The organism is Rhodococcus sp. GB-02 (genome assembly GCF_053470465.1).
In genome coordinates, this window is the sequence record NZ_JBPUKE010000004.1 from 739,296 (window position 1) to 750,898 (window position 11,603).

Annotated in this window: 10 protein-coding genes; 3 read left to right on the top strand and 7 right to left on the bottom strand. The window is 62.6% G+C overall.

What is annotated here, in order from left to right:
* Positions 1-48: 48 nt before the first annotated feature.
* Entirely contained in the window at positions 49-2,034 is a 1,986-nt protein-coding gene (locus tag ACSW29_RS28250; protein WP_448278883.1) for a glycoside hydrolase family 15 protein, read from the top strand.
* Here ACSW29_RS28250 and ACSW29_RS28255 read toward each other — a convergent pair.
* The 3 genes from ACSW29_RS28255 to lepA form a co-directional block, all read right to left on the bottom strand.
* Positions 2,003-2,983 carry an ABC transporter substrate-binding protein gene (locus tag ACSW29_RS28255; protein ID WP_448278954.1) on the bottom strand — a complete coding sequence of 327 codons (981 nt, stop codon included), beginning with the start codon at positions 2,981-2,983 and terminating at the stop codon, positions 2,003-2,005. The two genes, ACSW29_RS28250 and ACSW29_RS28255, sit on opposite strands and share 32 nt — an antisense overlap.
* 79 nt (positions 2,984-3,062) lie before the next feature.
* Positions 3,063-3,992, bottom strand: coding sequence for an NAD(P)H-dependent flavin oxidoreductase (locus tag ACSW29_RS28260; protein ID WP_448278884.1), 930 nt, complete (start codon positions 3,990-3,992; stop codon positions 3,063-3,065).
* 6 nt (positions 3,993-3,998) lie between these two features.
* The gene (lepA, locus tag ACSW29_RS28265; RefSeq protein WP_230813932.1) at positions 3,999-5,891 is read right to left on the bottom strand and encodes a translation elongation factor 4; all 1,893 of its coding nucleotides are present in this window, start codon (positions 5,889-5,891) and stop codon (positions 3,999-4,001) included.
* A gap of 72 nt (positions 5,892-5,963) precedes the next feature.
* Between lepA and ACSW29_RS28270 the strand changes: the two genes are divergently transcribed.
* Complete coding sequence (locus tag ACSW29_RS28270; protein WP_230813934.1) at positions 5,964-6,497, top strand: type II toxin-antitoxin system PemK/MazF family toxin; 534 nt, start codon at positions 5,964-5,966, stop codon at positions 6,495-6,497.
* A 31-nt stretch (positions 6,498-6,528) separates the two neighbouring features.
* Here ACSW29_RS28270 and ACSW29_RS28275 read toward each other — a convergent pair whose 3' ends face one another.
* The 4 genes from ACSW29_RS28275 to ACSW29_RS28290 are packed head-to-tail and all read right to left on the bottom strand — an operon-like array spanning position 6,529 to position 10,851.
* Positions 6,529-7,302, bottom strand: coding sequence for an aquaporin (locus tag ACSW29_RS28275; protein WP_347874093.1), 774 nt, complete (start codon positions 7,300-7,302; stop codon positions 6,529-6,531).
* A gap of 59 nt (positions 7,303-7,361) precedes the next feature.
* Positions 7,362-8,192 (bottom strand): transglutaminase family protein, encoded by an 831-nt coding sequence (locus ACSW29_RS28280; RefSeq protein ID WP_095969749.1) that lies wholly within the window; start codon positions 8,190-8,192, stop codon positions 7,362-7,364.
* An 8-nt stretch (positions 8,193-8,200) separates the two neighbouring features.
* Positions 8,201-9,172, bottom strand: coding sequence for an alpha-E domain-containing protein (locus ACSW29_RS28285; protein WP_019749046.1), 972 nt, complete (start codon positions 9,170-9,172; stop codon positions 8,201-8,203).
* Positions 9,173-9,228: 56 nt separating this feature from the next.
* Positions 9,229-10,851, bottom strand: a complete 1,623-nt coding sequence (locus tag ACSW29_RS28290; RefSeq protein WP_230813938.1) for a circularly permuted type 2 ATP-grasp protein — start codon at positions 10,849-10,851, stop codon at positions 9,229-9,231.
* Positions 10,852-11,048: 197 nt separating this feature from the next.
* Here ACSW29_RS28290 and rpsT point away from each other — a divergent pair, with 197 nt between their 5' ends.
* Complete coding sequence (gene rpsT / locus ACSW29_RS28295) at positions 11,049-11,309, top strand: 30S ribosomal protein S20 (protein WP_003944567.1); 261 nt, start codon at positions 11,049-11,051, stop codon at positions 11,307-11,309.
* Positions 11,310-11,603 lie beyond the last annotated feature (294 nt).

Genomic DNA, 11,603 nt, shown 5'->3' on the forward strand with positions numbered 1-11,603 from the left:
ACAGCGTGTGGATTGGACGTGTGTCGATTCTGGCCGGATGATGTCCGAATGAGTGCTGACGACGAAGTGGTGCAGACGATTCCTCCCGCCTCCACGGGTCACCATCGAAGCAACTTTCCCCCGATCGACGACTACGCGTTTCTTTCCGATTGCGAAACCTCGTGCCTGATTGCCCGTAACGGATCTGTCGAGTGGATGTGCGTTCCCCGCCCCGACTCCCCCAGCGTGTTCGGTGCCATCCTCGACCGCAGCGCAGGCCATTTCCGTATCGGCCCTTACGGCCAGAACGTGCCCGCAGCCAGACGCTATCTGCCGGGCGGACTCATCCTCGAGACAACATGGCAGACGGAGACCGGCTGGCTCGTCGTTCGCGACGCACTGGTTCTCGGCCCATGGCACAACGTCGACAAGCGATCGAACACGCACAAGCGCACACCGACCGACTGGGACGCGGAACACACGCTTCTCCGTACGGTCAAATGCGTCAGCGGCACCGTCGAACTCGAGATGAGCTGCGAGCCCGCGTTCGACTATCACCGCGGCACCGCCAATTGGGAGTACACCGGCAAGGTCTACGAGGAAGCGACGGCAACGTGTCGCTCCGCCAAGCCCGGCGACCATCCGACATTGCGCTTGACCACCGATCTCCGACTGGGTCTGGAAGGTCGCGAGGCCCGGGCCCGGACGCGACTGGTCGAAGGCGACAACGTCTACGTCGCGCTCTCGTGGTCGGATCTTCCCGCGCCGCAGACGTTCGACGAGGCCGCCGACAAGATGTGGCAGACGTCCAAGTCGTGGCGCGAGTGGGTGACCATCGGCAAGTTCCCCGATCACCCGTGGCGCGGATACCTGCAACGCAGCGCGCTCACACTCAAGGGGCTCACCTACGCACCCACCGGAGCCCTGCTCGCGGCTTCGACGACCTCGCTACCGGAAACACCAGGCGGAGAACGTAACTGGGACTACCGCTACGCGTGGGTTCGCGATTCCACCTTCGCACTGTGGGGCCTCTACACGCTCGGGTTGGACCGTGAGGCCAACGACTTCTTCAACTTCATCTACGACGTGTCGAGTTCGGACAACGGTCAGCCACATCCCTTGCAGGTGATGTACGGCATCGGCGGCGAGCGCACGCTCGAGGAGTCCGAACTCAACCATCTGTCCGGCTATGACGGCGCCCGTCCGGTGCGTATCGGCAACGGGGCGTTCGATCAACAGCAGCACGACATCTGGGGCACCATGCTCGACTCGGTGTACCTCCACATCCGCACCCGCGAGCGCGTCCCCGAAGCGTTGTGGCCGCTGCTCAAGAAGCAGGTCGAGGAAGCGATCAAGCATTGGCGCCAGCCCGACCGCGGGATCTGGGAGGTGCGCGGTGAACCGCAGCACTTCACGTCGTCGAAGATCATGTGTTGGGTCGCCCTCGATCGCGGCGCCAAGCTTGCAGAGATGCAGGGCGAGAAGAGCTTTGCGCAGCAATGGACGGCCATCGCCGACGAGATCAAAGCCGACATCCTCGCGCACGGTGTCGACTCGCGTGGAGTTCTGACACAGCGCTACGGACACGATTCACTCGACGCGTCTCTACTGCTGGCTCCGCTGCTGCGCTTCCTGCCTGCCGACGATCCGCGTATCCGCGCGACGGTGCTGGCGATCGCAGACGAGCTCACCGAAGAAGGTCTGGTCCTGCGCTATCGCGTCGACACCACCGACGACGGATTGAGCGGTGAGGAAGGCACGTTCACCATCTGTTCCTTCTGGTTGGTGTCCGCCCTCGTCGAGATCGGCGAACTGGATCGCGCAAAGCATCTCTGCGAGCGTCTGCTCGGGTTCGCGAGCCCGCTCAAGCTGTACGCGGAGGAGATCGACGCGCACACCGGTCGCCATCTGGGTAACTTCCCGCAGGCATTCACGCACCTGGCGCTGATCAACGCCGTGGTCCACGTGATCCGCGCCGAGGAAGCTGCCGAAGCCGGCGCATTCCAGCCCGCGCACAGCAGTTCTAGCCGGCCACCGCTTCGAGTTGCGGCGTGATCGATTCGAGCGAGTACTTCAGCGACAGCGACGACGGAGTGTTCAGCCCGGCAACAGTCGGATAGTCGACGATGGCCAATCCGCCGCCCTTGACTGCGGGCAGGTCGGCAAACCCTGGCAGCTTCATCATGTCTTCCAGCGACCCTCCGTTCGGCAGCAGCACCACGACGTCGGCGCTGAGAGCGTCGACCCGTTCCGGGCTGAGCATCAGCCGACCACCGGTCACACCGGCCTCTTCGACCAGCTTGGGCGGCAACGACATTCCCAGGCGCGTGAACAGTCCCGAAGCACCGTCCTTGGGATCGGCGACGATCACCAACTGTGACGTCGGGAAGACATACTGCGACAGAAGTGCCGTCTTTCCCTTCAGCCCCGGCAGTCGTTGCGCGAGCGCATCGATCTGCCCGTTCGTGGACTCGACGATCTCGTCGGCTCGCGACTCCTCGTCGAGAACTCGACCGAGAATCTCGACCTGGTCCTGCCACGGATCGACCTGGACGTCGGACAGACCGGCAATTGTCGGAGCGATCTTGCTCAACTGATCAAAATCGTCCTGATCGGCGACGGAGAACCCACCGAGAATCAGATCGGGATCCAAGGCTGCAATTTCTTCGACTTTGAGCGGGACACCGAACTGCTGAATCGCCGAGCGATCGAGTTCCTTCGCCGACGTGTCGACGCCGCTCTCCCACGGGAACAGGCCACGCTCGTCACCCATTGGTCCGGCAGCCAGGTACCCCACAGGCTGGATTCCGAGTTCGAGCAGGGCGTCGAGCCACTGGGTGTCGGCCGCGACGATGCGCGTCGGCGTCCCCGTGATCGTGGTGGCGCCGAACTTGTGGTCGACCGTGATGACCCGACCGCCCACGATCTCGTCGGCGTCCGAAGACGAACAACCACTGATACCGACTACCAGTGCTCCCAAGAGAGCCACCGCCGAGAACTTCATCGCACGCACGAAATACTCCTCCACTAGTTAGTAGAGGCTTACCTTCCCATATTGGACACGTCTATGTCCGACCTTGCTTTCAGGCGAAACGAGCGAGCAGACGCTCCGCTTCGGCGCCGACGCGTCGGACCACGTCGCCGGCCGGATGGGTTCCGTGCACGAGTCCCACCGCTTCTCCGGCGTAGACGACACCGCTGTGCGGATCCGACGGGTCGTACGCCTTTGCCAACGTCTCCTCGTCGGCGTCGACACCGTGCCAGGCGGCAGTGAACTCGTTGGCCACCGCGCGGCCACCCCACCGCTGCGGCCACGGTTGACTGCGCGCTCGGTCGAATACCGAGGTGTAAATCGTGTCCGCACTTCCGGCTTCGACGACGCGGTCGCGGGCGTAGTCCGGTCCGATTGTCTCCGGGCTGGCGAGCAGCGCCGTGCCGATCATCACGCCTTCGCCACCGGCAGCCAGTACTGCAGCCAAGCCGCGTCCGGTTCCGATACCGCCTGCTGCCAGAACTGGAAGCGTCGTCGCTTCCAGGATCTCCTGCAGCAACGGCAGGGTTCCGATTCGGCCGGTGTGGCCGCCTGCCTCACCACCCTGTGCGATCACGCCGTCGACACCCGCGGCCTCGACGATGCGAAGGTCGTCGAGCGTATTGATCTGTGACACAACAGGAATACCGGCGTCGTGGATGTGTCTGACGTAGGCGGCGGGATCACCGAACGACAAGGTGATCATGGTCGGTGCGACGGCAATCGCGGCGTCGAGCATCAGCTCGTTCTCGGGCAGCGACCACGTCATCAGGCCGACGCCGAATTTTCCGCCGATCGAGCGGGCCACTTCGGCTTCGGCCTCGATCCACTCCGGTGTGTTGTACCGGGCTGCACCGAGCAGACCCAACCCACCGGCCACCGATACAGCTCCGGCCAGGGCACCGCCCGCGCGACCACCCATGGGCGCCCCGAGAACCGGGATTTCGATTCCGAACTCTCGGGACAACCAGGTGATGACCATGCGCTCCTACTTCTTGGGCTTCTCGCCAACCGATTCCGATGTCAGGGCTGCGACGAATGCTTCCTGAGGCACCTCGACGCGGCCGATGGTCTTCATGCGCTTCTTGCCTTCCTTCTGCTTCTCGAGCAGCTTGCGCTTACGGCTGATGTCGCCGCCGTAGCACTTGGCAAGAACGTCCTTGCGGATTGCGCGAATGTTCTCGCGCGAGATGATCTTGGCGCCGATCGCAGCCTGGATCGGAACCTCGAACTGCTGGCGCGGGATCAGCTCACGAAGCTTCGACGTCATGCGTCCGCCGTAAGCGCCGGCGTTGGAGCGGTGCACGATCGACGAGAACGCGTCGACGGCCTCCCCTTGCAGAAGGATGTCGACCTTCACCAGGTCGGCCTGCTGCTCACCGGCCTCCTCGTAATCGAGGCTGGCATAACCCTTGGTGCGGGACTTGAGGGCGTCGAAGAAGTCGAACATGATCTCGCCCATGGGCAGTTCATAGCGCAGTTCGACGCGAGTCTCGGAGAGGTAGTCCATGCCGCCGAGTTCACCGCGACGGGACTGGCACAGCTCCATGATGGCGCCGACGTACTCGCTCGGGGCGATGACGGTGCACTTCGCGACCGGCTCGTAGACCTCGCGGACCTTGCCTTCCGGCCAGTACGACGGGTTGGTGACGATGACCTCGGCTCCGTCCTCCATCACGACGCGGTAGACCACGTTGGGGGCGGTGGAAATCAGTTCCAGGCCGAACTCACGCTCTAGTCGGTCGCGGGTGATCTCCATGTGCAGCAGGCCGAGGAAGCCGCAGCGGAAGCCGAATCCAAGGGCAACCGACGTCTCCGGCTCGTAGGCCAATGCCGCGTCGTTGAGACGGAGCTTGTCGAGCGCGTCGCGCAGAACCGGGTAATCCGAGCCGTCCATCGGGTAGAGGCCGGAATAGACCATCGGCTTGGGATCGCGGTAGCCGACCAGCGGTTCGGTCGCGCCGTTGCGGGTTGTGGTGACGGTGTCACCGACGCGCGACTGGCGGACGTCCTTCACACCCGTGATGAGGTAGCCCACCTCGCCGACGCCCAGACCGATACTGGCCTTCGGCTCGGGGGAAATGATGCCGACCTCGAGCAGTTCGTGTGTGGTGCCCGTCGACATCATCGTGATCTTCTCGCGGGGACGGATCCGACCGTCGACCACACGCACGTAGGTGACCACGCCGCGGTAGGCGTCGTAGACGGAGTCGAAGATCATGGCGCGAGCCGGACCGTCAGCATCACCCACGGGTGCGGGGATCTGCACGATTACTTCGTCGAGCAGTTCCTTGACGCCCACGCCGGTCTTGCCCGACACGCGCAGGACATCGCCGGGCTCGCAGCCGGTGATGTGCGCGATCTCTTCGGCATATCGGTCGGGGTCCGCGGCCGGGAGGTCGATCTTGTTGAGGACGGGAATGATCTTGAGATCCTTCTCCATCGCCAGGTAGAGGTTGGCCAGCGTCTGAGCTTCGATACCCTGAGCTGCGTCGACCAGCAGAATTGCGCCCTCACACGCTTCGAGCGCACGGGAGACCTCGTACGTGAAGTCGACGTGGCCGGGAGTATCGATGAGGTGGAGAACAAACTCTTCGCCGTCGACGGTCCAGGGCAGACGAACGTTCTGGGCCTTGATGGTGATGCCGCGTTCACGCTCGATGTCCATGCGGTCCAGGTACTGCGCACGCATCGCCCGCTCTTCGACCACACCGGTGAGCTGCAGCATGCGATCTGCCAGCGTCGACTTACCGTGATCGATGTGCGCGATGATGCAGAAGTTCCGGATCTGCGCAGGATCCGTGAACGTCTTGTCGGCGAAGCTGCTGATGGGAGACCCCTTAGTCGGACCGGCACCGGCCCGGATCCGGGCCACTGTCAACCCTCAGGATATCCAAGTCTCGGCGCCGCCGTACCAGGGGTTCCCACGGGCAGGTGATTATGCTCGAACGCTATGGCAAGCATGTGGAAGCAGATCGGCAGAACCCTCGGCGCCCTCGCGGTGGAGAAGGGACCTGCGCTACTGCGCCAGTTGCAGTCGTCAACGTCTCAGTCGTCCACCTCGAAGCCTGGTCCGTCCGGCCGACCGATCGCCGCGCGGACATCTCCGACCGCACATCGCGCCAGGAGGGTGGAGTACTCCCCCGACCTCGACGGCAAAGCCGATCCGGGCGAGATCGTCTGGACCTGGGTTGCCTACGAGGAAGATCCGACCCAGGGCAAAGACCGTCCGGTGCTGGTAGTCGGCCGCGACGGCGACACGCTGCTCGGCCTGATGTTGTCTTCGCAGAGCAAGCGCGAAGGTGAGCGCGATTGGCTCGCAATCGGTTCGGGCCCGTGGGACGGCGAGGGCAGACCGAGCTGGATCCGACTCGACCGGGTGCTCGATGTTCCCGAGAGCGGAATACGCCGCGAGGGCGCCGTCATGGATCACTTGAAGTTCGACGCGGTCGCGGCAAAACTTCGGGCCGACTTCAGCTGGAGCTGAAGCCGACCCGAAGGGATAGGAGCAGTATCGATCAGCTGTCCATACGGTTGAACCGTCCGAAGAGTGCTCGATAGATGAGTGCGCCGAGTGCACCGCCGATCAGCGGGAACACGATGAACAACCACACTTGACCTAGTGCGCCGTCCTGGAACGGCGCGACAGCGAGGCTTCGAGCGGGGTTGACGGAGGTGTTGTCGATCGGGATCGAGATCAGGTGAATGACGGCCAGGGTGAAGCCGATGGACACTCCGGCAAGAGGTACGTCCGAGATCTGATCGGTCGACGCGAGAACGACGAACACCAGCAGCGCTGTCAGCAGGATCTCGATGATCATGGCGGCACCGATGCCGTAACCGTCCGAGACCACGTTGCCGAGAAGGTTCTTCTCGGCAGAAGGGCTGTGTTCACCCCAACCGTTTGCGCCCAGTCCGTCAGCAGCACGGTTGTACGCCGGAAGACTGTTCGCAACCGTGTAGATCACGACGCCTGCTACCAAACCGCCGATCACTTGCGCGACAACGTAAATCGCCGCATTGACGGCCGAGATGCGCCCGATCACGAATTGACCGAGAGTCACCGCCGGGTTGACGTGGCAACCGGAAATCGGCCCGATCGCATACACGAGGAACAGCAGGGTCAAACCGAACGCGAGGGCAACTCCGAGATTGCCGACTTTCGCCCCTGCGAATACGGCAGTTCCGACCGCGGAGAACACGAGCACAAAAGTCCCCACAGCTTCGGCCGCATACTTCTTCACATCCGAGATCGGTTCGACCTCAGTCAATTCCTGTGCAGTTGGAGACATATTCCCACCTTCTTCTCATCGAACGGTAGTAATGCTCACGCCACTAGATTTGCCGGACTTTACGCAAGCCGGGTGATCTCCACAACAACTTCGAGATCTGTGGAGCGGCCACCGGAAAAGATTCCCTTCAAAGGCGGCACATCCGAATAGTCCCTTCCTATACCGACCGAGACGTGCTGTTCATTCACAGCTATCGCATTGGTCGGGTCGTATCCCCACCACGCACCAGTCCACGCCTCGATCCACGCGTGCGATTCCCCCACCACCGTGTCCCCGACTGCCGCATCACGTTTGGGGTGGAGATAGCCGGAAACGTATCGACACGGAATGCCCATCGTTCGTAGCAACACCAAGGTCAGATGCGCATAATCCTGGCAGACGCCTTTCCTGGCAGACCAAGCCTCGACGGCCGACGTGTGCACTCCGGTCGTGCCGGGTACATATGACATTTCACCGTAAACCCATTGGGACGCAGCCACTACTGCATCTTCAGGTGATTTATCTTTGCGCAATTCCTTGGCAATTGTCGCCAGCTTACGATCACGCGGAACATATCTCGTGAAACTCAGTTGCTCGTTGAATCGATCTTTAATCGCTTCACCCGACAATTCATCCCAGTCGACGGTTTCCTCGGGCTGAACGAACGGTTCTGTTTCCACCACCGACAGTCCGGTCACTTCGAGTTCGGTGTGCGGGGCGTGCAAGTCGAACGCGGTCACCGCGGTGCCCCAGTAATCGGTGTATCGGTAGGAACGCGTTGCCGGTTGCGTTTCGACGCGCGTGAGGATCACCGTCTGCCTGGTATCGCCGCGAGGTGTCAATCGCGCTTCGTTGTAGGACGACGTCACCGGAGCGTCGTACGCATATCCCGTGGTGTGCACGACCCTCATTCGCCAGCTCACAGCTCTCCCTCCACCGTCGACTCCGCATACGCGGCGCCGGCATCCGTCCATGCGACCCACGGCGCAGCGTGGAAGTACTGAAGCGCAATCGCTTCACCCAGTTCGCGGCAGGTCTCCTGCCAACCGAGCAACCGACCTTGCAGATCTTCGAGCAACACGCCCTGCGGCAGAAATTCCAGTTCGCTGCGTGCGCGGCCGAGAAGCCGCGGCGCCTCCGCCCGAATTCCAACACGGCTGCCCGGCTGCGGGTCGAGTTCCTGCAGACACTTCTCGGCCTGCCTGATCGAGTGGAACACCGAACGCGGAAAGAGCCTGTCCAACAAGATGAACTCGACCACCCGATTGGCGTCGAGCGCTCCGCGATACGTACGCAGATACGTGTCATGCGCACCCGCCGAGCGAAGCACACTGACCCACGCCGGCGACGACGGGCGGTCACCGGCGCGCGCCAGCAGCATTCGCACGATCATGTCGACACGTTCGATCGAGCGCCCCAGCAGAAGGAACCGATAGCCGTCATCGCGGCTGAGCGTGGAATCCGCCAGGCCCGCGAACATCGCCGCGCGTTCCTCCACGTAGCGGAAGAACTCGTGCGGCCCCAACCTGCGTGATGCACGTTCACGCTCGGCCAATCCGTTGTACGTGGTGTTCAAGCACTCCCACATCTCACTAGACGTGACCTCACGCGCTCCGCGAGCATTCTCACGAGCACTCGCCAGCGAATCCACGATCGAACCAACCTGATTGCGACTGAACGCAACCAGATCGGTGAGCGAGCGTACGTCGAGCTTCTCCTCCGGCGCTTCGATGCCGAGGACACGCAAGAGCAGACGCGACGTGCGGTCCGGGTCGACGGTGGCGTCGTCGAGAAGTTGGTGGACGGCGACGTCGAGGATCCGAGCGGTGTCGTCCGCTCGCTCGACATAGCGGCCGATCCAGTAGAGGGACTCTGCGTTGCGAGCAAGCATCAGTCACCACGCTCCGTTCGCTGATAGTTCTTGGTAGCTGGGCAGTTCAGAGGAATTCACTGTTGCTGCTGCTGTTGTTGTGAGGTACTCAGCTCCGGCCCCTGCACCGGTTCCGCGGATTCCGGAGGCTCGGACACCAACTCCTCGCCGGACAGCTCCGGGTCCTCGTGTGAGGTGCGGCTCGCAAGCACCCATGTGTCCTTGCTTCCGCCGCCCTGGCTGGAGTTGACCACCAGCGAACCTTCCGGAAGCGCCACCCGGGTCAGGCCGCCGGGCAACACCCACACGTCTTCGCCGTCGTTGACGGCAAAGGGCCGCAAGTCCACATGGCGCGGGGAGAGAACGTCGTCGATCTTGGTCGGCACCGTGGACAACTGCACGAGAGGCTGCGCGATCCACCCGCGTGGGTCCGCCTTGATCTTGCGGGTGATCGCGGCCAGTTCCTTGGGGCTCGCGTCGGGCCCGAAGACGATTCCGTAGCCGCCGGACCCTTCCACCGGCTTGATGACCAGTTCCGCGACCCGGTCGAGGACTTGCTCGCACTCCTCGTCCAACCAACAACGGAACGTGTCTACGTTCTGCAAGAGCGGCTTCTCACCGAGGTAGTAGTCGATGATCTGCGGAACGTAGGTGTAGACCAGCTTGTCGTCACCGACTCCGTTGCCGACGGCACTCGAGATCACCACGTTGCCCGCTCGCGCCGCATTCAGTAGGCCGGCGACGCCGAGAATCGAATCCGGGCGGAAGTGCATCGGGTCGAGGTACTCGTCGTCGATGCGGCGATAGATGACGTCAACCTGGCGCTCACCTTCCGTCGTGCGCATGTAGACCATGTTGTCGCGGCAGAACAGGTCGCGACCTTCGACGAGTTCCACGCCCATCTGACGAGCGAGCAGCGAGTGCTCGAAATAAGCCGAGTTGGCAATACCTGGTGTGAGAACAACCACTGTTGGGTCCGCTTCGTTGAGTGCAGCACCCGCGCGCAGCGCTCTCAGCAGGTGTGTTGCGTAATCACCGACCGCCCTCACCTTGTGGGACATGAACAGATCCGGGAACACCCGAGTCATGGTGCGACGGTTTTCCATCACATAGGAGACGCCGGACGGAGATCGCAGGTTGTCCTCGAGAACTCGGAACTCCCCGGCCTCGTCACGAACCAGGTCGATACCGGCGACGTGGATTCGCACACCATTAGGCGGCACGATGCCGGCCGCTTCGCGGTGGAAGTGCTCACACGAGGTGACCAGACGGCGCGGCAGCACGTGATCACGCAGGATTCGCTGCTCGCCGTAAATGTCCGCGAGAAACAACTCGAGCGCCTTCACACGCTGCTTGATGCCCTTTTCCAGCCGCGACCACTCCTGCGCGGCAATGACCCGCGGCACCAGATCCAATGGAAACGGCCGTTCCTGCCCGGACAGCGAGAATGTCACGCCCTGGTCGATGAATGCGCGTCCGAGCGCGTCGGCACGCGCGGCGAGGTCGGCACTGCTCGTCGGCGCCAGGGCTTTGAAGACGCCCTTGTACGGAGCACGCACCGAGCCGTCGGGCTCGAACATCTCGTCGAAAGCCAACTCGTAGCGACCGATGTCTGAATATCCGTCGAACACTGCGGCGGGACGCGCTCGGGTGGTGGTCGAACCTGTTTTACTCGAACTTTTCGAAGGCGGCGGCGTCATAGGGCAACATGCTGCTACAAGTGCGGCTATTCGGCAGCGCGGCGAGAGTTCGGGCGCTCGGTGTACCCTTCTCGACAGACGCAACGTGCGACGGTTTGGGTTCTTGGGCCCTCGGCTGGTAATCTTGCCAGTCGGTGCATCACTGCGCCCACAGCTTTCTCGACCGTAACCAGCTAAAGACGACAAGGATTTTACGCGTGGCCAACATCAAGTCCCAGGTGAAGCGAATCCGTACCAACGAGGCGGCCCGACTCCGTAACCAGTCGGTGAAGTCCTCGCTGCGTACCGCGATCCGTTCATTCCGCGAGGCTGCGGCAGCCGGTGACAAGGACAAGGCCAACGAGCTCCTCGTCTCCACCAGCCGCAAGCTCGACAAGGCAGCCAGCAAGGGCGTCATTCACGCCAACCAGGCTGCCAACAAGAAGTCTGCACTCTCGCAGGCTGCCAACAAGCTCTGACGTTTTCACTGTGACGGTTCGCCGTCATACTGGTTCGTCTCGATAGCCGCCAGGTCGAAAGACCAGGCGGCTATTTTGCGTCTTCAATCGGATCACATCCATGTCTTGCACCGAATATGTGGACCGGGCTGCAACCATCTGATGATGGCGGTCAACGGGCACGGGAGACGCCCTCGCAGCTGGTTGTTCACGACTGCCTTCTGGGCGGTCGTCGCTTTCGGCGTATTGGCCGCCCTGGGAATCCCTCGTTGGTGGGAATCATCGACGGTTGCAGTCGTCGGAGGTGCCGCAAGC

What these genes read in the sequence shown, in the direction of transcription:
- ACSW29_RS28250 (WP_448278883.1), top strand. Translation starts at nt 49, where the DNA reads ATGAGTGCTGACGACGAAGTGGTGCAGACGATTCCTCCCGCCTCCACG.
- ACSW29_RS28255 (WP_448278954.1), bottom strand. Translation starts at nt 2,983, where the DNA reads ATGAAGTTCTCGGCGGTGGCTCTCTTGGGAGCACTGGTAGTCGGTATC.
- ACSW29_RS28260 (WP_448278884.1), bottom strand. Translation starts at nt 3,992, where the DNA reads ATGGTCATCACCTGGTTGTCCCGAGAGTTCGGAATCGAAATCCCGGTT.
- ACSW29_RS28270 (WP_230813934.1), top strand. Translation starts at nt 5,964, where the DNA reads ATGGCAAGCATGTGGAAGCAGATCGGCAGAACCCTCGGCGCCCTCGCG.
- ACSW29_RS28275 (WP_347874093.1), bottom strand. Translation starts at nt 7,302, where the DNA reads ATGTCTCCAACTGCACAGGAATTGACTGAGGTCGAACCGATCTCGGAT.
- ACSW29_RS28280 (WP_095969749.1), bottom strand. Translation starts at nt 8,192, where the DNA reads ATGAGGGTCGTGCACACCACGGGATATGCGTACGACGCTCCGGTGACG.
- ACSW29_RS28285 (WP_019749046.1), bottom strand. Translation starts at nt 9,172, where the DNA reads ATGCTTGCTCGCAACGCAGAGTCCCTCTACTGGATCGGCCGCTATGTC.
- ACSW29_RS28290 (WP_230813938.1), bottom strand. Translation starts at nt 10,851, where the DNA reads ATGACGCCGCCGCCTTCGAAAAGTTCGAGTAAAACAGGTTCGACCACC.